Source organism: Nonomuraea sp. NPDC005730 (assembly GCF_040630865.1).
Classification (GTDB): domain Bacteria; phylum Actinomycetota; class Actinomycetes; order Streptosporangiales; family Streptosporangiaceae; genus Nonomuraea.
Map to the genome: position 1 here is coordinate 90,276 of NZ_JBEXYK010000024.1, position 20,212 is coordinate 110,487.

The following is a 20,212-nucleotide window of genomic DNA, read 5'->3' on the forward strand; positions in this document are numbered from 1 at the left end:
TGCCGAACGACGCTGTTAAACTAACAAGAAACTTTCTTAAAAGAAACGCTCGTTAGCCATTCGTGACGAGAGGGGTGCGGTAATGAGTCGAAGCCCGGGGATCCCCCGGCTGCTGCGCAGGTTGAACGACCGCTCGGCACTTGAACTCCTCCTCGCGGACGGCCCGCTGACCCGCGCCGAACTGGGGGAGCGAACGGGACTATCCAAGGTAACCGCAGGTCAGCTGCTTGCTCGCCTCGAAGAACGGGGCCTGGTGGAGGTCGCGGGCGAGCGCGCCGGCGGCCGTGGGCCGCACGCCGCCCTGTACGCCGTGGTTCCGTCGAGCGCGTACGTCGCCGGGCTGGAGGTGCTGCCCGACAGCCTCACTGTCGGTGTGGCGGACATCACAGGTAAAATCGTTGTCGAAGTGACGGTCAACCCGTCCGACGCCCGCGACCCGGTCAAGGCGGTCCACTCGGCCGTCCAGCGGGCCTGCGCCACGGCCAGCGTCGAGCTCTCCCAGCTTCGCTCCTTCGTCATCGGCACCAGAGGTGTCGTCGATCCCCGCAGCGGCGACGTGCGCTGGTCCTACGACCTGCCCGACTGGCACGTCGGCGTGCTGGCCAGCCTGCGCCAGACCCTCGGCGTCTCGGTGACGATAGAGAACGACGTCAACCTGGTCGCCCTGGCCGAGAGCCGCTACGGCGCCGCCGTCGGCCACGACGACTTCGTGGTCATCTGGGCCGGCGTCGGCCAGGGCCTCGGCGTCATGCTCGGCGGCCGGCTGCACCGCGGCATCACCGGCGGCGCGGGCGAGATCGGCTGGCTGCCGGTGCCGGGCGAGCCGCTGCCGGCCGACGTCTCGCAGCCGCAGTCGGGCTCGTTCCAGCGCCTGGTGGGCCACGACGCCCTGCGCGGCCTGGCCGGCGAGCACGGCGTGATCGGCTACACCGTGCCCGACCTGGTCCGCAACGGCGACGAGGACTACCTGGACGAGGTGGCGGGCCGCCTGGCCGTGGGCGCGGCGGCCGTGGCCGTCGTGCTCGACCCCGGGCTGATCGTGCTCAGCGGCGACGTCGGCCGGGCCGGCGGCGAACGGCTGGCCGCCAAGGTGGAGGAGGCCGTGGCCCGCGTGTGCCCCAGCCAGCCGACCGTGGTGACCACCAAGGTGACCGGCAACGCGGTGCTGCGCGGGGCCATGGTCGCGGCCCTGGAGCAGGCCCGGGAGCAGGTTTTCTCCGACACTGTGTGAGAATTTCTGCCCATGTGGCAGCTCGACACCGACGTAGTCCTCATCTCCGATCCGCGCGTCTCGGCGATCCCCGTCCGGGAGTGCGGTGAGCCGCTGGCCGACGTACGCGGGCGGTTGCGGGTCGACACGCGGATGGCCGACGCCGACGGCGCGTACGCGCACCTGCGCGCGGGGCTGCTCGACCGGCTGGAGCGGGCCGAGAGCTCGTTGCCCGACGGCTTCCACCTGCTGATCGTCGAGGGATACCGGCCCATCGCCACCCAGCGGCGCATCTTCGAGGGGTACCGCGCCGAACTCCTGACCACTTACCCCGAAATGACGCCCGACGAGTCCTATATCGCGGCAAGTCGTTACGTGTCGCCCGTCGAGGTCGCCCCCCACACCGCCGGCGCCGCCGTCGACCTGACCCTGTGCGCCCCCGACGGCACCGAGTACGACATGGGCACCCAGGTCAACGACAATCCGGAGGAGAGCGGCGGCGCCTGCTACACGGCCGCCGCCGGCATCCCTGCCGAGGCCCGCGCCCACCGCAAGATCCTGGCCGCCGCCCTGGAGCCCGTGGGCCTGGTCAACTACCCGACCGAGTGGTGGCACTGGTCGTACGGCGACCGCTACTGGGCCATGTCCACCGGCGCCCCCGCCGCCCTGTACGGTCCTGCCCCCTTCTAGCCAGGTTTTCCCCCGGCAGCGGTACGGGCACAACCTGTGGCGGAGGCTCTTCGGACTCCCCAGCGAGGTGTGCATGGTTCCGTTGATCGGGATCGAAGAGGAATACCTCGTCGTCGATCCCCGCACCCGCCACGTGTCCCCACGGGCGGCCGAAGTCCTGGCCGCCGCGACGGACATGCTCGACGTGGCCCACGAGATCACCCGTTTCCAGGTGGAGGCCCGTACGCCGCCCTCCGCCGACCTCAGTGAGCTGGGCTCCCAGCTACGGGCAGCACGGAAGGAGGTGGCCGAGGCGGCCCGGTCGTGCGGCCTGGCGGTCGTGGCCAGCGGCATCCCGGTGCTCGGCAACGTCATGCCGCCGCCGCTCACCGACGACCACCGCTATCAGCAGGGCAAGGAACTCTACCGGGCGTTGCAGGACGAGATCAGCATCTGCGCGCTGCACGTGCACGTCGACGTACCGGACGAGGAGATCGCCGTCTACGTCGGCAACCATCTCAGACCCTGGCTGCCGACGCTGATCGCGCTGGCCGCCAACTCGCCGTTCTTCGTGGGCCGCGACACCGGCTACGCGTCCTGGCGAGTGATCAGCTGGGGGCGGTGGCCGGTGTCCGGGGCGCCGCCGTTCTTCCCGACGTTCGGCGACTACGAGCTGGCGCTGCGGGCGCTGTCGGAGTCGGGCGCGCTGATGGACCCCAAGACGGTCTTCTGGGACACCCGTCCGTCGCCGAGGCTGCCGACGGTCGAGATCAGGGTGGCCGACGTGCCGCTCGACGTGAGCGACAGCCTGACGATCATCGGCCTGATCCGGGCCCTGGTCGTGACCGCGTTGCGGGAGGTGGCGCGCGGCGACCGCGGGCTGCCGATCCCGTCGGAGGTGCTGCGGGCCGCCTACTGGCGGGCGGCCCGGGACGGCCTGGTCGGCGACAGCCTCGACGTGCGGCACGGAACCCTCGTGCCCGCCACGGTGATGGCCCGCCGCCTGTTCGGCCACGTGAGCGCCGCGCTGGCCGAGGCCGGCGACCTGACCTTCATCGAAGAGGGCCTGGAACGGCTGCTGAGCAAGGGCTCCGGGGCGGTGCGCCAGCGGCGCGTGCACGCCCGGGGCAACGACCTGACCGACGTGGTGGACGATCTGATCGAGGCCACCGTCGCCTGAACCGCCCGTTCAACGCAGCTGCAACGCAGTTTCGACGCAGTTTCAACGCAGTTTCAACGCAGCGCGAGCACGGCCGCCACGCCGAGGCCGAAGGTCACGACGACGCCGCGCAGCACGTTCGGCGGCATGAGCCGGGCCACGCGGGTGCCGAGGAAGCCACCCGCCAGGCTGGCCGGCGCCACCACCGCCACGGCCTGCCACTCCACCGGGCCGAACAGCGCGAACGCCACCACCGACACCGTACTGACGACCAGCGACAACGCGGCCCGTACGGCGTTGACCCGGTGCAGGTCGTCGCGCAGGAACATGCCGAGCACGGCCAGCAGCAGCGAACAGCCCGCCACGGCGCCCGCCACGGTGGCGGCCGACAGCGCCGTCACCCTGCGCCGCTGCCCGCGCAGCTCGGCGCGGTAGCCGACGACGCCGCCCAGATGGCCGGGCCACAGGGCCACCGCGCTGGCCACCGACGCCGTGACGCCCGGGTAGCCGAACGCCACCAGCACCGGGAAGGAGATCAGCGTGCCGCCCTCCCGCCGGCAACCCGGCCCCACCCAGAAACACAAGCTCACCAACCGTCACCACCCCACCCCCGGTCGGGGCGCGCGCTCGGTGGTGGTCCTCGCCTCCGGTTGGGGCGTGCGGTCGGTGGTGGTTCTCGCCTTCAGCCGGGACGCGCGCTCGGAGGTGCTTGCCTCCGGTGCAGGCGTGCGGTCGGTGGTGGTTCTCGCCTTCGGTTGGGACGGGCGGTTGGCGGGCGTGGGTGGGGAGTGGGGTGCGAGGTCGTGGTTGGTCATCGGCCCGCTGCGTAGCCCTGAGCGCCGCGGGGGTTGGCGGCGGCCCGCAGGAAGGCGCCGTCCCGGGCCACCGCGCTCAGCCTGCCGAGCGACCACGGCCCCTCGACCTCGACCTCGTGCCCGCGCCGCCGCAGCTCGGCCACCACTCCCGGGTCGAGCCGCTCCTCGACGTGCAGCACCCCGGGACGCGAGCCGCGCGGGAAGAACGAGCTGGGGAAGTGCGCGGAGTGGAACATGGGCGCCTCGATCGCCTCCTGGAGGTTCAGCCGCCCGTGCACGACGGCCAGAAAGAAGTTGACGCTCCACTGGTCCTGCTGGTCACCGCCCGGGGTGCCGAACGCCAGCCACGGCCTGCCGTCCCGGGTGGCGAACGACGGCGAGAGCGTGGTGCGCGGGCGCGCGCCGGGCCGCAGCGAGGCGGGCAGCCCCTCCTGCAGCCAGAACATCTGCGCCCTGGTGCCCAGGCAGAAACCCAGCTCGGGGATCGTGGGGGAGCTCTGCAACCAGCCGCCGCTGGGCGTGGCCGAGACCATGTTCCCGAACCGGTCCACGACGTCCACGTGACAGGTGTCGCCCCGCACCGCGCCGTCCGGCGTCACCGTCTGCTCGCCGGCGCCGGTCAGGGGGCGCGGGCGGCCGGTCGGCGGTACGTCGTGGCGGGCGACCGTCGGCTCGCCGATGCCCGGACGAACGGGCGCGGGAGTCGCGGAGGAGACGGCCGCCGTGCCCGGCGGGAGGAGCGGCAGCCGCGGCTCCCGGCCGCCGGGCGCGCCCGGCCGCAGTTCCAGGCTGGCCTCGGCCCCGATCAGCCGCCGCCGCTCTTCGTTGTACGCCGCGCTCAGCAGGTCGGCCATGGGCACGTCGGCGTCGCCGTACCAGGCTTCGCGGTCGGCGAAGGCGAGCTTGGCCGCCTCGGTCACCACGTGCACGTGGTCGGCGCCCAGGAAGTCGACGGCGTCGAGGTCGAACCCGGACAGCAGGGCGAGCTGCTGCAGGAAGACCGGCCCCTGCCCCCAAGGTCCCGTCTTGTACACGGTGTGCCCGCGGTAGTCGAAGCTCACCGGCTCCTCGACCGTGGCGGACCAGCGGGCCAGGTCGTCCCCGGAGAGCAGGCCGCCGTGGACCTCGCCCGAGCTGTCCCGCCAGGCGGTGCCGGTGCTGAAACCGGCGACGGCCTCGGCGACGAAACCCTCGTACCAGGCATGTCTGGCGGCGGCGAGCTGACCTTCGCGGGTGGCCGACGCGGCCTCGGCCTCGGCGACCAGCCTGCGGTAGGTCGCCGCGAGCACCGGGTTGGCCAGCCTGGAACCGGGCGCCGGGACCTGGCCGTCCGGCAGCCAGGTGGCCGCCGACGTGGGCCAGTCGCGTCTGAACAGCTCCTCGACCGTCCCGATCGTGGCGGCGATCCGGTCGAGCACCGGCACGCCGTGCTCGGCGTAGTGGATCGCCGGGGCCAGCACCTCGGCCAGCGACCAGGTGCCCCAGCGCTCCAGCAGCAGCATCCAGCCGCCGAACGCGCCCGGCACCGTCGCCGCCAGCAGACCCGTGCCGGGGACGACGTCCAGCCCCATCGCGGCGAAGCGCTCGACGGTCGCGGCGGCGGGGGCCACGCCCTGGCCGCACACCGCCGAGACCTTCTGCTCCTCCTCGCTCCACAGCAGGATCGGCACCTCGCCGCCGGGGCCGTTCAGGTGCGGTTCGGCGACCTGGAGCACGAACCCGGCGGTCACCGCCGCGTCGAAGGCGTTGCCGCCGCGCTCCAGCACGCCCATCCCGGCCGCCGAGGCCAGCCAGTGGGTGCTGGCGACCATGCCGAAGTCGCCCGTCAGCTCGGGCCTGGTGGTGAACAACGGTCTCTCCTCCGGGGGGACGGTTCAGGCGACTGTATACAATCCCCGCATCTCACCCTCGCTGCGGGGCGCCGGTTGCCGCCTGTGCGTCCGGGTGGTCCGCGTTGTCCGGGTGGTCCGCGTCGTCCGGGTGGTCCGCATCGTCCGGGTGGTTCGCCGTGCGGGTCACGGCCGCGAGGAACGACCGGCGGGCGGCGGCGACGTGCGCGACCGCCCTGGCCTGGGCCTCGTCCTCGTCGCCCGCCGCGATGGCCTCGCACAGGCTCAGGTGCTCCGTCCAGGAGTGCGGCCCCCGGGCGGCGGCGGTCTGGCTGAAGACCCACTGCGCCCGCAGCACCATGGGCCTCATCATCAGATTGAGGTAGGAGTTGCCCGCCGCCTCGCCCACGGCCAGATGGAAGGCGGTGTTGAGCTCGGCCACCTCCGCCGGTCGCCCGGCCGCCACAGCCTCCCTGGCCGCGTCGAGCACCCGGCGCAGCCGCGCGACGGCCTCGGGCCCACGCTTGCGCGCCGCCAGCCGGGCGGCCAGGCCCTCGACCGCCATGCGTACGTCGAAGAGCTCCTCGCCCTCCTCGGCCGTCAGCCGTGCGACCGTCGCGCCGACCCGCGGGACGACCTCGACGAACCCCTCGGCCGCCAGCACCCGGATGGACTCGCGCACGGGGTTGCGCGACACGCCGAGCAGCGCAGCCAGCCGATCCTCGACCAGCCGCTCACCCTGGGCCAGCTCGCCGGACAGTATGCGACGACGCAACTCCTCGGTGACCTCACCCAGCAGCGTCGTACGGCCGGTACCCCGCATCACATCAGCCATATGACCGCTCGTCGTATACAAATCCGCGGACAGTCGATCAACCACCGCCACCACCACCGGCTGGTCAGGCGCGTAGGCGCAGGCCGCGGGGGGTCGGATGGAACCCGGCCGCCTCCAGGGCAGCCGCCAGCGGCGATTCCACGATGGACGCGCCGTCGGCCCGCTCCACCGTCAGCTTCCCGAGCGCCCCGTCGCGTACGGCCAACGCCAGCGCGTCGACCGCCGGTTGCAGCCGTTCGTCGTCGGCGAACGACAACAACGTCTTGCCGCCCCGCTCCACGTAGAGGACGAGGTGACCGTCCACGAGCACGACCAGCGCGCCCGCCTTCCTACCCGGTTTGTGCCCGACGTCGCCGGGACGTTGCGGCCAGGGCAGCGCGGCACCGTACGGGCTGGCCGGGTCGGCCGCGGCCAGCACCACGGCCCGCCGCCCGGACACTCCCCGGCCGCGCTGACCGAGCATCCCGGCCTCTCCGCCCTGGTCGAATCCGCCACCACCGGGCCGCGAACCCCGGCCGCCCTCTCCGCCGCCGAACCCTCCGCCGCCGAACCCGCCGCCTGGCCGGCCGGTCTCCCAGGCGGGGGCCTCCGGCGGAGAACCGAAGCCCTCGCCCGGCGCGCCCCCGGTCGGTGCGACGCTCGGAGCCATGGCACGCATACGGTCGACCGCGCCCGCCAGCGCGAACTGCGCACCCCCCAGCCCCTCGACGAAGTATCCCCGGCGGCACCGCCCGCTCTCCTCATAGGCACGAAGCACCTGGTAGACAGGCGTGAACCCGCCGGGCAGCCGTTCGGAGGTCACCGCCCCGCGCGTCACCACGCCGTGCCGTTCGAGCAGCACCTCGGCCTGCGCGTGCGCCCGCTGCGTCGCGTCGTCGGCGGGACCAGGTAGCAGCCACCACCGCCCGGCCACGGTCGGCGGCCCGCTCCTCGACGGCAGCACGGCCCGGCGCCGCCGCGTCGTGGCGGGCCGGTGCGCGGGACGCCCGGTGCCCAGCGTGGCCCGCAGCGGCGCGAGCGTGTCGCCGGAGACCCGGCCCGACCACACCAGATCCCACAACGCGGAGACCAGCGTCGCGTCGTCGAGCGCCCCGCCCTGGGCCCCGAGCTGGTCGGAGATGCCCCGGAAGAACAGCGCGCCCCCGCCGCGCAGCAGGTCGAGCACGCGCTCGTGCAGCGGCGTCATCGTGATCTCGGCCGGCTCGGGCAGCAGCAGCGGCGCGGTGTCGGCGAAGTAGAGCGACACCCATCCGTCGCCGCCGGGCAACGACCCCTGCCCCACCCACATCACCTCGCCCGACGAGGTCAGCTCGTCGAGCAGCGCCGGATGGTAGCCGGGCACCCGCGAGGGCAGCACCAGCGTCTCCAGCGCCGACGCGGGCACCGCGGCCCCCTGCAACTGCTCGACGGACCGGACCAGCGCGTCCATGGCCCGGGCCGCCCCGGCCCGCGAGCCGTCGGACGACGTGCCCGAACCGGTGATGCCGTGCCAGGCGGGCAGGAAGCGGGCCAGCGTCTCGGGCGCTACCGGCTCGACCTCCTTGCGCAGCCGGGCCAGCGACCTGCGGCGCAACATCCGCAGCACCCCGGCGTCGCACCACTCCTCGCCCCGGCCGCCCGGCCGGAACTCCCCGTTCACGACGCGCCCCGAGGCGGCCAGCCGGCGCAGCGCGTCGGTGACCACGGCCGCGCCCAGCCCGAACCTGGCGGCGGCGGTGCCGGCGTGGAAGGGACCGCGGGTGCGGGCGTGCCGGGCCACCAGGTCGGCCAGCGGGTCGGGCACCGGCTCCAGGAACACGTGCGGCACCCCCACGGGCAGCGGCACGCCGAGCGCGTCGCGCAGCCGGGCGGCGTCCTCGACGGCCGCCCACTGCTCCTCGCCCGCGATGCGCACGCGGATGGCCCGGCGCGCGCGTTCGAGCTCCTCCAGCCAGGACGGGTCGCCGCCGCGCACGCTGACGTCGGGCGTCAGCAGCGGCCCGTGCGAACGCAACAGGTCGGCCAGGTCTTCGGCGTCGCGCAGCGGCCGGTCGAGCCGGGCCAGCTCGCGTTCGCTGCTCACGATCACGTCGGGGTCGAGCAGCTCGCGCAGGTCGGCCTGGCCGAGCAGCTCGGCCAGCAGCGTGGTGTCCAGCGCCAGGGCCTGCGCGCGGCGTTCGGCCAGCGGCGCGTCGCCTTCGTACATGAACGCGCCGACGTAGTGGAACAGCAGCGACGCGGCGAACGGCGAGGCCTGCGACGTCTCGACCTCCACCACCCGGATCCGGCGCGCCGCGATGTCGCGCATGAGCTGGACCAGCCCCGGCACGTCGAACACGTCCTGGAGGCACTCGCGCATCGTCTCCAGCACGATCGGGAACGAGGCGTACTGGGAGGCCACGCCCAGCAGATGGGCGGCCCGCTGGCGCTGCTGCCACAGCGGGCTGCGCCGGCCCGGCACGCGGCGCGGCAGCAGCAGCGCCCGCCCCGCGCACTCCCTGAACCGGGAGGCGAACATCGCCGACCCGCCCAGTTCCTCGGTGACGATCTGCTCGATCTCCTCGGCGTCGAACGCCGCCACGTCGGTGGGCGGCTCGGCCAGCGTGTCGGGGATGCGCAGCACGATGCCGTCGTCGGAGTGCACGGCCTGCACGTCGATGCCGTAACGCTCGCGCAGCCGCCGGTTGATCGCCAGCGCCCAGGGCGCGTGCACCCGCGCGCCGTAGGGGGAGTGGATCACCACCCGCCAGTCGCCCAGCTCGTCGTGGAAGCGCTCGACCAGCAGAGTACGGTCGTCGGGCACGTAACCGGTGGCCTCGCGCTGCTCGTCGAGGTAGGCCAGCAGGTTGCCGGCGGCGAACTCGTCGAGCCCCGCCTCCCTGATGCGGTCGGTGGAACCCTGCTTGGCCTGCTCCCGCAGGAACTGCCCGATCGCCCGGCCCAGCTCGGCGGGACGCCCGGCCGCGTCGCCGTGCCAGAACGGCAGCTTCCCCGGCTGGCCGGGAGCGGGCGAGACCAGCACCCGGTCGGCCGTGATGTCCTCGATCCGCCACGACGTCGCGCCCAGCACGAACACGTCGCCCACCCGCGACTCGTAGACCATCTCCTCGTCGAGCTCGCCCACCCGGGACGCCTTCTCGCCCACGAGGAACACGCCGAACAGGCCGCGGTCGGGGATCGTGCCGCCGTTGGTCACGGCCAGCCGCTGCGCGCCGGGCCGCCCCTGGAGGGTGCCGGTGACGCGGTCCCAGACGATGCGCGGCCGCAGCTCGGCGAACTCCTCGCTCGGGTAGCGGCCGGCCAGCATGTCGAGCGTCGCCTCCAGCGCGCTGCGCGGCAGGGTGGCGTAGGGGGCGGCCCGCTTGACCACGGTCTCCAGCTCGTCGACGGTCCACTCGTCGAGCGCGGTCATGGCCACGATCTGCTGGGCCAGCACGTCGAGCGGGTTACGCGGGTAGCGCAACTCCTCGATCTGGCCGCCGCGCATGCGCTCGGCCACCACGGCCGTCTGGACGAGGTCGCCCCGGTACTTGGGGAAGATCACCCCTCGGGAGACCGCGCCCACCTGGTGGCCGGCCCGGCCGATGCGCTGCAGCCCGCTGGCCACGCTCGGTGGGGCCTCCACGCACGCCACCAGGTCGACCGCGCCCATGTCGATGCCCAGCTCCAGGCTGGAGGTGGCGACCACGGCGGGCAGCCGCCCCGACTTGAGCGCCTCCTCGATCTGGGCCCGCTCCTCCTTGGACACCGAGCCGTGGTGGGCCCGGACGATCTCCGTCACCACGCCCTTGCTCGCCCCCGCCTGCGCCATCGTCTCGGCGGGCATGCGCCTGGGCGGCGGCGGGGGCTCCTGGTCGTACGCCGGCGGCTCCTGATCCTGTGGCGGTGTCTCCCAGATCGACAGGTCGATCGCCTCCGGCCCCTGCCGCCGCGTGTAGGCCAGCTCGTTGAGCCGGGTGCACAGCCGCTCGGCCAGGCGCCTGGAGTTGGCGAACACGATCGTCGAGCTGTGGGACTCGATCAGGTCGAACAGGCGCTCTTCCACATGCGGCCAGATCGACCGGCCGGACGACGGCTCGACCTGCTCGGGATCGGGCGCACCCGCCATCTCCGTCATGTCCTCGACCGGGACGACGACCTCGATCTCGATGCGCTTGTCGGACGGCGGCTGCACCACCGTCGCCGGACGCGTGCCGCCGAGGAAGGCCGCCACCTCGCTCACCGGCCGCACGGTCGCCGACAGCCCCACCCGCTGGGCCGGACGCTCCAGCAGCGCGTCGAGCCGCTCCAGGCTGAGCGCCAGATGGGCGCCGCGCTTGGTGGCCGCGACCGCGTGCACCTCGTCGACGATCACCGTCTCGACGTCGCGCAGCGCGTCGCGCGCCTGGCTGGTGAGCAGCAGGAACAGCGACTCGGGGGTGGTGATCAGGATGTCGGACGGTTTGGCGGCGAACCGCCTGCGCTCCTCGGCCGGGGTGTCGCCGGAGCGGATCGCCACCGAGATCTCCGGCACGGGCAGCCCGAGCCGGCGCGCCGTCTGCCGGAGCCCGGCCAGCGGCGCGCGCAGGTTGCGCTCGACGTCGACGGCCAGCGCCTTGAGCGGCGACACGTAGAGCACGCGGGTGCCCGGCTTGTGCCCCTTCGCCACACCCTCGCCCGGGGCCTGATCGGCCGCCCGCGCCGCGAGCCGGTCGAGCGACCACAGGAACGCCGCCAGCGTCTTGCCCGACCCCGTGGGGGCGACGACCAGCGTGTTGTCGCCGCGCGCGATCGACTCCCACGCGCCCTCCTGGGCCGCCGTGGGCGCCTGGAAGGCGCCGGCGAACCATTGCCTGGTCACCTGGGTGAAGTGGTCTAGCGAGCTCACCAGCACATACTGCCTCGCGCCACCGACAGAAAACGCATTGGAGCGGCGCCGGGTGATTGAGCGGGGGTCAAGGCGGACATACAGCGACCGTGACCATTGACTATGCCGCCGTCGAGACCCGACGCGCACAGCTGCGACATCAGTACGCCTTACCGCACCGGCCGTCGAGCAGCGCCCGTGGCCTGCATCACGTGGCCATGTTGTCGTCCGACGTGGAGCGGACCATCAAGTTCTACCAGGAACTTCTGGAGTTCCCGCTGACGGAGATCATCGAGAACCGCGACTACAAGGGTTCGAGCCACTTCTTCTTCGACATCGGCAACGGCAACCTGCTCGCGTTCTTCGACTTCCCGGGGCTCGACCTCGGCCCGTACCAGGAGGTGCTCGGCGGGCTGCACCACGTGGCGATCTCCGTCGACCCCGCCACCTGGGAACGGCTGCGCGGCAAGCTGGAGATGGCCGGCGTGCCGCACCAGATCGAGAGCGGCGCCTCCATTTACTTCAAGGACCCCGACGGCGCCCGCCTGGAGCTGCTCGCCGACCATCTCGGTGAGATGTACGGTGCGCGAGTTCTATGACTGTTCGTCCCGGCTCAGCGCCGTGACGCCCTGCGCGTACGCGGCCTGCCCGCACGCGGCTCCTGCCTGATTCCCGCGTGCCGCTCCGATCGCTGTCCCTTCTCCTTCTGGACGGTCTGCCGCATCGCGAGTAACAGCCGGCGGCGCCGCGCCCTGTTGGCCTTGGTCCTGGCGGTCTTCGGGGGTGAAGACTTGGGGGTCTTTGGCATGCGGATGTCTTACCCACACCTGACGCGATTCCATACTTGGTCCATGCGCCTGACCGAGTTCTGGAGACGGATGAACGCCCATTTCGGCGAGACCTATGCCGAGTCGTGGGCCCGCGACTACGTGATCGCCCCGCTGGGCGGCCGTACCGTGATCCAGGCGCTGGCCGACGGCGAGAGCGCCAAGACCGTGTGGCGGGCCGTGTGCCAGGTGGAGGACGTCTCGCCCGGCCTACGCTGAGTCCAGCGTCCGGCGGAGGGCGTCCGCCGTGGCCTCCAGGTCGTCCGCGCTGCCCTGGCCGCCCGGCGACCACAACAACGCCCAGCCCCCGCTGGAGGGGGTGGCGAAGATGATCGTCTGGCGGCGCGTGCGCGGATGCCACACCCACAGCACCGGATCGTCGCCGCCGACCATGCGGCTGACCAGCCCCTGATGGGGCAGCAACTCGGCGAGCGCCTCCAGAAGGGTGCGCCGTTCCCCGGTGTAGCCACTCGCCACTTCGCCGCCTCCCAGCCGATCCCCTGCATGGGAGTCTCCCCAGCTCACCGCGTATGACAACACGTCGACGGCAACACGCGCGGAAGATCGGGAACGCCCTCGCCTCCCGTGCCCCACCTGCCACCTACGCCCCGGAGCCCGCGCTCTCCGGACCGGTGGGGAGAGCGTCCGTGACGTCTCCCCACGCGGCTCAGGTCCGCGTTCTCCGGGACGGGCCGGATCCGCGTTCTCCGGGACGGGCCGGATCGGCGTTCTCCGGGACGGGCCGGATCCGCGTTCTCCGGGACGGGTCAGACGTCGCTTGTCCACAAGGGACAGGCGTTCGTCGGACCCGGACCCGTGCGACCGCCCGTCCGGGCGCACCCCGTCACATCCGCCCGCCGCGTCCGATCCCACGGCCGCGACCCCCCGGGCGGACCCCACGGCCAATCGGCCGGCAACCACCATGAACGCGAGCGGCGTCCGAGCACCGGCCTCGTCCTCCTCTGAACACGCCGCATGCATCCCAGCAGCGTGTTCGTGATGTGATCGAACAGCCGTTCGGCTACGATGAACCTGCCGAAGCCGGCCACGCCTTCCCCGACCGTCTCAGAAAATGTCGGTGGCAGGCCGTAGCTTTCACTCGACTGATCGGACCACGACCCTCCAGAGGGAGCTCCCATGGCTATCAACGACCGCGAGAAGGCCCTCGAGACCGCGCTCGCTCAGATCGAGCGGCAGTTCGGCAAGGGCTCCGTCATGCGACTGGGCGACGACGCCCGAGCCCCCATCGAGGTGATCCCCACCGGCTCGATCTCCCTTGACGTGGCCCTCGGCATCGGCGGCCTCCCGCGTGGGCGCATCGTCGAGATCTACGGCCCCGAGTCCTCGGGCAAGACCACGGTCGCCCTGCACGCGGTGGCCAACGCCCAGCGGGCCGGCGGCATCGCGGCGTTCATCGACGCCGAACACGCCCTCGACCCCGAATACGCCAAGAAGCTGGGCGTCGACACCGACGCCCTGCTGGTCTCCCAGCCCGACACCGGTGAGCAGGCGCTCGAGATCGCCGACATGCTGATCAGGTCCGGCGCGGTCGACATCATCGTCATCGACTCGGTGGCCGCCCTGGTGCCCAAGGCCGAGATCGAGGGCGAGATGGGCGACAGCCACGTCGGCCTCCAGGCCCGCCTCATGTCCCAGGCCCTGCGCAAGGTCGCCGGCGCGCTCAACAGCACCGGCACCACCGCGATCTTCATCAACCAGCTCCGCGAGAAGATCGGCGTCATGTTCGGCAGCCCCGAGACCACGACCGGTGGCAAGGCGCTCAAGTTCTACGCCTCCGTCCGCCTGGACATCCGCCGCATCGAGACCCTGAAGGACGGCACGGAGGCGGTCGGCAACCGCACCCGGGTCAAGGTCGTCAAGAACAAGATGGCCCCGCCCTTCCGCGTCGCCGACTTCGACATCCTCTACGGCGTGGGCATCTCCCGCGAGGGTGGTCTCATCGACATGGGCGTCGAGCACGGCTTCGTCCGCAAGTCGGGCGCCTGGTACACCTACGAGGGTGACCAGCTGGGCCAGGGCAAGGAGAACGCCCGCAACTTCCTGAAGAACCACCCCGACATGGCCAACGAGATCGAGAAGAAGATCAAGGACAAGCTCGGGGTCGGTCCGAAGCTCGACACGCCCGCCGAGCCCGCCGCCGCCGTCCCGGCTCCCGCCGCCGCGCCCTCGGGCCGTGGCTCGAAGCCCACCCCCAAGCCGGGTGACGTCTGATCGGTCGGCGCATGAGTGACAGGGATCCGTCGCAGGCGCCCCGTTCCCAGGACTGGGGCGCATGGCCCGACCTCCCCGCCTCGGGGGAGCGCAGAAAGCGCGGACCCCGCGGCCCCCGGGCCACCCCCTCCGACCCGACGACCACCAGCCCCGAGCCGCCGACCTGGGCCACCCCGTCCGCTTCGGTGACCCAGGCCACCCCGTCCGCTTCGGTGACCCAGGCCACCCCGGCTGAGCCGGTGACCCGGGCCACTCCGGCTGAGCCGGTGTCCGGGGCGACCGAGCCCGAGCCGGTGACCCGGGCTGCCGGCCGTCCGGCCTCGGGCAGGGGCTCACGTGGCGCCGACCTGGCCCGGTCGGCCGCTGACGGCTGGCCGTCGGTAGACGAATGGCACGAACAACGCGCCCACCTCCGAGCCGCCGCCTCCGAATCCCCCACCCCCGACGACGACCACCCCCCGTCCGCCCACACCAGGGCGGATGACCCGGCTGCCCACGACGGGCTGGACGACGCGGCCGATCACGCTGGAGCCGATGGTGTGGAGGGCGCGGCCGTCCACGATCAGGCGGACGACGCGGCCGTTCCCCACGAAGTGGACGACGTGGTGGTTCGCGACGATACGGACAGCGTGGTGGACGATGTGGTCGTCCATGCTCGGGTGGATGACGAGGGCACGTCGGGTTGGCGTACGGGCGGGCGGGCCAGTGTCGCGCCTCCGGCGTGGGGCCCTGGCCGGCAGATGGCCGCGCCGGCCTTCCACTGGCCGGGCGACCCCCGCCCCCAAGCCGACGAGGGAGACACGGGCTCAACCCGTGAAGCCGACGGGAGTCTGAGCAATGAGGTTGAGGTCAGGCTGGGTGCTGGGGCGGCCGTCGCGCCGAGCGATGAGGCTGACGTTGTGCTGCGCAAAGGGGCAGGGGTTGCGCCGGAAGGTGACGCCGATGTTGGGCTGAGCCAAGAAGCCCGCGTTACGCCGGGCAGCGAGGCCGATGTCGCGCTGAGCGGTGCAGCGGGTGTCGGGCTTGGGCTGCGTAGTGAGGTGTTCATGGCGTGGCCGGGCGCTGAGAGTGGCGATCTGGCTGACCGGCCCACTCCCAGCCGGCTCCACTCGGCCGAGCCCAGCGCTCCGGACGACGAAGCCACCCCCGATGGCCGCTCGGGTAGTCGTGGCCGAGCCAGCGGACGGGGCGGTGGCCGAGCCAGTGGCCGGGCGTCCCGGGGGCGCTCGGGCGAGGGTGCCGACGCGCCGATCTTCGTCTGGCCAGGCGAGCGTAAGGCCCCTGCCGACCGGCACACCGCTGCGAGCGAGCTTGCCGAAGACGCCCGCACCGAACCATCCCGTAAGGGCGCTTCCGGAAGGCGGAAAAAGAAGGCCCAGGTCGACGAGGGTCTCGCCGGAAGCTCCCTGAATGAGCTAGGCGATCATGACGGCGAGAGCGCTGCCGGGGCTGCTGGGCGGCGTACGAGCAGGCGGAAGGCTCGGGACGGTGAGGGTTTCTCTGGAAGCCCTCTGAATGAGCTGAGTGGCCATGATGGCGAGGATGCTGCTGGCGTTGCTCGGCGGCGTACGAGCGGGCTGGCAGATCAGGAGGGTGAGGGGGGTTCCGGGGCACCGCCGGCTGGGCTGAGCGGTCAGGATGGCGGCGGTGTCGCTGAGGAGCGCCTGCGGGAACGGGAAGATCCGGACGAGCCCGTCGGCGGAAGGTCGGAGGGTGAGGCTTCCTCCGAGGAGAAGCGCGGCGCCGATGAGTGGCATTCTGAGGTGCTGGCCGGAAACAGCTGGTTCGGCGATGAGCAGGACACGGGTGCGAAGAAGCGTTCAGGCAAGGGGCGCCGGACAGGCGGCCGGGGCACTGGACGGGGAAGCGGCAGGACGAGCGGACGCTTCGGCAGAGGCACGACGGGCCGTGGCGGCTCGCCGTCCGATGAGTCGCCGTCTGATGGGCTCTTGCATGACGGGCCAACGCATGACGGACCATCGCATGACGGGTCGCTGCCTGATGGGCCGGACGCCGGCAGTTCCGCTGCGGCGGCACCCGCGGCGGACCCGGAGTCCGTTGCGCGGGCCATCTGCCTCCGGTTGCTCACCATGGCTCCCAAGACGCGGGCGCAGCTCGCCGAGGCTCTTCGCAAGCGGGACGTACCGGATGAGGCTGCCGGAAAGGTGCTGGATCGGTTCGTCGAGCTCGGGCTGATCAATGATGAGGCGTTCGCGGAGGCATGGGTCGACTCCCGGCACCACGGCCGGGGCCTCGCGAAGCGTGCGCTCGCGGCCGAGTTGCGCCATCGGGGTGTGGACACCGAGACCGTGAAGGAAGCCGTGGAGCGTCTGGACTCCGACCAGGAGGCCGAGACGGCCCGACGGCTGGTGGACCGTAAGCTCGCCTCCACCCGATCCCTCGACTCGCAGACCCGTACGCGACGTCTGGCCGGCATGCTCGCGCGCAAGGGGTACTCGTCGGGGCTGGCGTACCGGGTGATCCGGGAGGCCCTCGAACAGGAGGGCATCGACCTGGAGGACGACTTCTCCTGACCCCAAGGTCCTCCGCCTGACCCGCCACCAGGTCCGTGCTCCCTCACCCTCGGGGCTCAGGGAGATGGAGGGGTTGTGGGTCGGCCTCCGGGGTCCGGCCCGTCTCCGGCTCGGGGCTTGGGGGAGGGTTTGGAGGTCTGGCGCCGGGTTCGGAGCTTGGTGAGGGCGAGGGGCCGCCTTAGGGAGGCCAAGGGAGCTGCGGGTCTGCCGCCGGGTTCGGAGCTTCTCATGCTCGGGCTCAGGCACACGAAGGGTTGTGGGGCTGTTGCCGGGTCCGAAGTCTCTCGTGCTCACGGGAGGGAGGCGGAGGGTGTGGGCTGCTGCCCGGGTGGGTGGCCATGAGGTGGGGTTGGGGCCGGAGGAGGCAGCGGGCGAGGCCGGGGGAACGGCCCAGAGTGCTGGTCAGTGGAGGCTGGGAGGCGCCGAGTCGGTGGAGGCTGGGGGATGGGCGCAGGGTGCTGGCTCGGTGGAGGTTGGGGGATTGAGGCAGGCGCTGGCTCAGTGGGGGTGGGAGATCGGCGCAAGGTGCTGGGGGAGTGGGGGTTGAGGGAATGGTTCGGGGGGCTGGGTCAGTCGGGGCTGGGGTAGTGGCGGGTTGGGGGCTGGGTTAGTGGAGTTGTCCGGTTTGGTGTAGGTGATCGAAGACGAGCTGGTCGACCGGGGATACGCGGTCGCGGTCGGCGTAGGTCAGCCAGGCGATCTCTTCGATCTCGTTGCTGGGTGTCGGTACTCCGTGGTGCTCGGCGGTGTAGCAGGTCATTCGTACGGTGACGCCGTCGGCGTGGCCGTGGGCCTGGGAGTGGAAGGTGCCCAGGTGGGTGGCGGTGGTCGGGAGGATGGTGATGGAGAGTTCCTCGTCGATCTCGCGGACCAGGGTGTCGAGGTCGGTTTCGCCGGGCTCGCGTTTGCCGCCGGGGAGGTAGTAGGCGTCCCTGCCTCGTGAGCGGGTGCTGAGGATCTTGTTGTTGTCCAGGTGGATCCAGGCGATCTTGTCGATGAGGTGGTTCACCGTGCTCCTGTCGGGGCGGGCGAGCCGGGCGTCGGGCGTCCGAAGAGTTGCTTGCGGGTGATGGGGCTGGGGGCGTCGGAGTCCAACGGTTTCATGGCCGGTGGTCGCCGGGGGCCGGGTTGTGGGCTTTGTCTGGGCCATGGGGATTGGAGAGGTGAGGGTGGGGGACAAATGGGGGTGATCGTGGGTTATGTGGTTGATTGGGGAGCTGCGGGCCCGTAAGACACGCTTGAGGACGCGTTTGCTTGCTCGTGACCTGTTCGACGCATAACCTCGACGGCAGTGAGGAGTTACTCCGCGCAGCGCGGATTGCCATACCGGTGAACGACGGACGAACGAGCTCGGTTGATCGAGGCAGGCGAGGTGTCGGCTATGGGGGCCGATGCCCGGTCCGCCTTGGCCTGACATCGGCCCTGGAGACGACGCCGACCGGGCTTTCCGTGGCGCGCACGTAACCCCTCCCGTTTTGGGTCCGCGTTATGAGGTGTTGACGACGCGAGGAGGGCGGGGCGCGCATGCAGCCGCTTGTCGTGGTGCTGATGGTGGCGGTGCTCGTGCTCGCGTTCGGGATGATCGTGGCGCTGCTCGTCGTCATACGCCGTACCTCTGGCGGTTTGCCCCGGAAGGCCGAGCCGAGCCCTGAGCAGGTGGAGGCCGTACACACGGAGCTTGAGGAGGCGCGGGAGCGGGCCGGAGAGATCCGCGCCAAGGCGGAGAGCGACGCCGAAGAGATCCTGCGCAGGTCGGAGAGCGCCGCCGAGAGCGTCGCGCAGATGCGGCGGGAGGTCGAGGAGGAGAGCCGGACCCTGAAGTCCGAGCTCAAGGAGCTCCGGACCGATCTCGAACGCAGGGAGGCCAGGCTGGCCGAGCGCGAGCAGCGGCTCGACGAGGAGGCCAGGCGGCAGTCCGAGCGGGACAGGAAGCTGGCCGAGACCGAGGTCGAGCTGGCCGACCGGCGCGAGGAACTGCTCCAGGTCGAGGACGAGCGGCGGGTGATCCTGGAACGGGTCGCCGGGCTGACCGGGGAGCAGGCCAAGTCCGAGCTGGTCAAGGAGATCGAGAACCAGGCCAAGCGCGAGGCGGCGCTGATCATCAGGGAGATCGAGGGCGAGGCCCGCAAGGAGGGCGAGAAGCGGGCCACCAAGATCGTGACGCTGGCGGTCCAGCGGGTGGCGGCCGAGCAGACGGCCGAGTCGGTCGTCAGCGTGCTGCATCTGCCCGGTGACGAGATGAAGGGCCGGATCATCGGGCGCGAAGGGCGCAACATCCGGGCGTTCGAGTCGACCACGGGCGTGAACCTGATCATCGACGACACGCCGGAGGCGGTGTTGTTGTCGTGTTTCGACCCGGTTCGCAGGGAGACGGCGCGGCTCACGCTGGAGAAACTGGTGCTGGACGGGCGCATCCATCCGCAGCGCATCGAGGAGGCGCACGTCCGCAGCCGCCAGGAGGTCCAGGACCTCTGCGCGCGGGCCGGCGAGGACGCCCTGGTCGAGCTGGGCATCACGGACATGCATCCCGAGCTGACCCTGCTGCTCGGGCAACTTCGTTACCGCACCTCCTACGGTCAGAACGTCCTCAAGCACCTCATCGAGTCCGCGCACATCGCCGGGATCATGGCGGCCGAGCTGAAGATGAACCAGCAGCTCATGAAGCGATGCGCGCTGCTGCACGACATCGGCAAGGCTCTCACGCACGAGGTCGAGGGCAGCCACGCGCTGATCGGCGCCGAGATCGCCCGCCGGTACGGCGAGCAGGAGGACGTGGTGCACGCCATCGAGGCGCACCACAACGAGGTCGAGGTCCGGACGGTCGAGGCGGTGCTCACGCAGGCGGCCGACGCCATCAGCGGCAGTCGTCCGGGGGCGCGCAGGGAGTCGCTGGAGGCGTACGTCAAGCGGCTGGAGCGGCTGGAGGAGATCGCGCAGTCGTACGAGGGCGTGGAGAAGGTGTTCGCCATGCAGGCCGGGCGGGAGATCCGGGTCATGGTCAAGCCGGACGCGATCGACGACATCCAGGCGCAGGTGATCGCCCGGGACGTGGCCAAGCAGGTGGAGGAGGAGCTGACGTACCCGGGGCAGATCCGGATCACGGTGGTGCGCGAGTCCCGCGCCACCGAGTTCGCCCGCTGACCCAGGCCGCCCGCCGACTCCGAAGGAGTCCGACGAGCCTGCCCACTCCAGGAGGACCGCTCGGTGCGAGGGCGGCGCGTCGGCGGGCGCGGAGAGGTGCGCCCGCCGGGAGGCGCCGCTCGCATCATCAGGCCAG

15 protein-coding genes are annotated in these 20,212 nt (G+C 71.9%); 8 read left to right on the forward strand and 7 right to left on the reverse strand.

Features of this window, described 5'->3' with window-relative positions; translation table 11 throughout:
• The first annotated feature begins 82 nt into the window (after positions 1 to 82).
• The 3 genes from ABZ444_RS26180 to ABZ444_RS26190 all read left to right on the forward strand — a co-directional run bounded on the left by ABZ444_RS26180 (position 83) and on the right by ABZ444_RS26190 (position 3,059).
• Complete coding sequence (locus ABZ444_RS26180) at positions 83 to 1,231, forward strand: ROK family transcriptional regulator (protein WP_358001894.1); 1,149 nt, start codon at positions 83 to 85, stop codon at positions 1,229 to 1,231.
• A gap of 12 nt (positions 1,232 to 1,243) precedes the next feature.
• Entirely contained in the window at positions 1,244 to 1,900 is a 657-nt protein-coding gene (locus tag ABZ444_RS26185) for a M15 family metallopeptidase (RefSeq protein ID WP_358001897.1), read from the forward strand.
• A gap of 73 nt (positions 1,901 to 1,973) precedes the next feature.
• A complete protein-coding gene (locus ABZ444_RS26190) occupies positions 1,974 to 3,059 on the forward strand; it encodes a glutamate--cysteine ligase (RefSeq protein ID WP_357985665.1) in 1,086 nt (361 codons plus the stop codon).
• A gap of 53 nt (positions 3,060 to 3,112) precedes the next feature.
• Here ABZ444_RS26190 and ABZ444_RS26195 read toward each other — a convergent pair whose 3' ends face one another.
• From ABZ444_RS26195 to ABZ444_RS26210, 4 genes are all read right to left on the reverse strand, one after another.
• Positions 3,113 to 3,628 (reverse strand): sulfite exporter TauE/SafE family protein, encoded by a 516-nt coding sequence (locus ABZ444_RS26195; protein WP_358001900.1) that lies wholly within the window; start codon positions 3,626 to 3,628, stop codon positions 3,113 to 3,115.
• A gap of 221 nt (positions 3,629 to 3,849) precedes the next feature.
• Complete coding sequence (locus tag ABZ444_RS26200; protein WP_358001960.1) at positions 3,850 to 5,664, reverse strand: gamma-glutamyltransferase; 1,815 nt, start codon at positions 5,662 to 5,664, stop codon at positions 3,850 to 3,852.
• Between the two features lie 91 nt (positions 5,665 to 5,755).
• Positions 5,756 to 6,517, reverse strand: coding sequence for a GntR family transcriptional regulator (locus tag ABZ444_RS26205; RefSeq protein WP_358001903.1), 762 nt, complete (start codon positions 6,515 to 6,517; stop codon positions 5,756 to 5,758).
• Between the two features lie 64 nt (positions 6,518 to 6,581).
• The gene (locus tag ABZ444_RS26210) at positions 6,582 to 11,363 is read right to left on the reverse strand and encodes an ATP-dependent helicase (protein ID WP_358001906.1); all 4,782 of its coding nucleotides are present in this window, start codon (positions 11,361 to 11,363) and stop codon (positions 6,582 to 6,584) included.
• A gap of 89 nt (positions 11,364 to 11,452) precedes the next feature.
• Between ABZ444_RS26210 and ABZ444_RS26215 the strand changes: the two genes are divergently transcribed.
• Together ABZ444_RS26215 and ABZ444_RS26220 are read left to right on the forward strand one after the other, a co-directional pair.
• Entirely contained in the window at positions 11,453 to 11,941 is a 489-nt protein-coding gene (locus ABZ444_RS26215) for a VOC family protein (protein WP_357985653.1), read from the forward strand.
• A gap of 252 nt (positions 11,942 to 12,193) precedes the next feature.
• Positions 12,194 to 12,388, forward strand: coding sequence for a DUF3046 domain-containing protein (locus tag ABZ444_RS26220; RefSeq protein ID WP_358001909.1), 195 nt, complete (start codon positions 12,194 to 12,196; stop codon positions 12,386 to 12,388).
• On the opposite strand, the gene ABZ444_RS26225 is transcribed toward ABZ444_RS26220, so the two are convergent.
• Positions 12,380 to 12,646, reverse strand: coding sequence for a hypothetical protein (locus ABZ444_RS26225; RefSeq protein ID WP_358001912.1), 267 nt, complete (start codon positions 12,644 to 12,646; stop codon positions 12,380 to 12,382). The two genes, ABZ444_RS26220 and ABZ444_RS26225, sit on opposite strands and share 9 nt — an antisense overlap.
• Before the next feature lie 660 nt (positions 12,647 to 13,306).
• Here ABZ444_RS26225 and recA point away from each other — a divergent pair.
• Entirely contained in the window at positions 13,307 to 14,401 is a 1,095-nt protein-coding gene (gene recA / locus ABZ444_RS26230; protein ID WP_358001915.1) for a recombinase RecA, read from the forward strand.
• Positions 14,402 to 14,733: 332 nt separating this feature from the next.
• Here the strand turns inward: recA and ABZ444_RS26235 are convergent, their stop codons facing one another.
• The gene (locus ABZ444_RS26235; RefSeq protein ID WP_358001918.1) at positions 14,734 to 15,054 is read right to left on the reverse strand and encodes a hypothetical protein; all 321 of its coding nucleotides are present in this window, start codon (positions 15,052 to 15,054) and stop codon (positions 14,734 to 14,736) included.
• A gap of 393 nt (positions 15,055 to 15,447) precedes the next feature.
• Between ABZ444_RS26235 and recX the strand changes: the two genes are divergently transcribed.
• A complete protein-coding gene (gene recX / locus ABZ444_RS26240) occupies positions 15,448 to 16,935 on the forward strand; it encodes a recombination regulator RecX (RefSeq protein ID WP_358001963.1) in 1,488 nt (495 codons plus the stop codon).
• A 607-nt stretch (positions 16,936 to 17,542) separates the two neighbouring features.
• Here the strand turns inward: recX and ABZ444_RS26245 are convergent.
• Positions 17,543 to 17,944, reverse strand: a complete 402-nt coding sequence (locus tag ABZ444_RS26245) for an NUDIX domain-containing protein (RefSeq protein WP_358001921.1) — start codon at positions 17,942 to 17,944, stop codon at positions 17,543 to 17,545.
• 515 nt (positions 17,945 to 18,459) lie between these two features.
• Here ABZ444_RS26245 and rny point away from each other — a divergent pair.
• The gene (gene rny / locus ABZ444_RS26250; protein ID WP_358001924.1) at positions 18,460 to 20,076 is read left to right on the forward strand and encodes a ribonuclease Y; all 1,617 of its coding nucleotides are present in this window, start codon (positions 18,460 to 18,462) and stop codon (positions 20,074 to 20,076) included.
• Positions 20,077 to 20,212: the final 136 nt, after the last annotated feature.

Bases quoted from the DNA above. Each gene is read 5' to 3' on its own strand.
- ABZ444_RS26180 (WP_358001894.1), top strand. From the start codon at position 83: ATGAGTCGAAGCCCGGGGATCCCCCGGCTGCTGCGCAGGTTGAACGAC.
- ABZ444_RS26185 (WP_358001897.1), top strand. From the start codon at position 1,244: ATGTGGCAGCTCGACACCGACGTAGTCCTCATCTCCGATCCGCGCGTC.
- ABZ444_RS26190 (WP_357985665.1), top strand. From the start codon at position 1,974: ATGGTTCCGTTGATCGGGATCGAAGAGGAATACCTCGTCGTCGATCCC.
- ABZ444_RS26200 (WP_358001960.1), bottom strand. From the start codon at position 5,664: ATGGTCGCCAGCACCCACTGGCTGGCCTCGGCGGCCGGGATGGGCGTG.
- ABZ444_RS26205 (WP_358001903.1), bottom strand. From the start codon at position 6,517: ATGGCTGATGTGATGCGGGGTACCGGCCGTACGACGCTGCTGGGTGAG.
- ABZ444_RS26220 (WP_358001909.1), top strand. From the start codon at position 12,194: ATGCGCCTGACCGAGTTCTGGAGACGGATGAACGCCCATTTCGGCGAG.
- recA (WP_358001915.1), top strand. From the start codon at position 13,307: ATGGCTATCAACGACCGCGAGAAGGCCCTCGAGACCGCGCTCGCTCAG.
- ABZ444_RS26235 (WP_358001918.1), bottom strand. From the start codon at position 15,054: ATGGACGACCACATCGTCCACCACGCTGTCCGTATCGTCGCGAACCAC.
- recX (WP_358001963.1), top strand. From the start codon at position 15,448: ATGGCGTGGCCGGGCGCTGAGAGTGGCGATCTGGCTGACCGGCCCACT.
- rny (WP_358001924.1), top strand. From the start codon at position 18,460: ATGCAGCCGCTTGTCGTGGTGCTGATGGTGGCGGTGCTCGTGCTCGCG.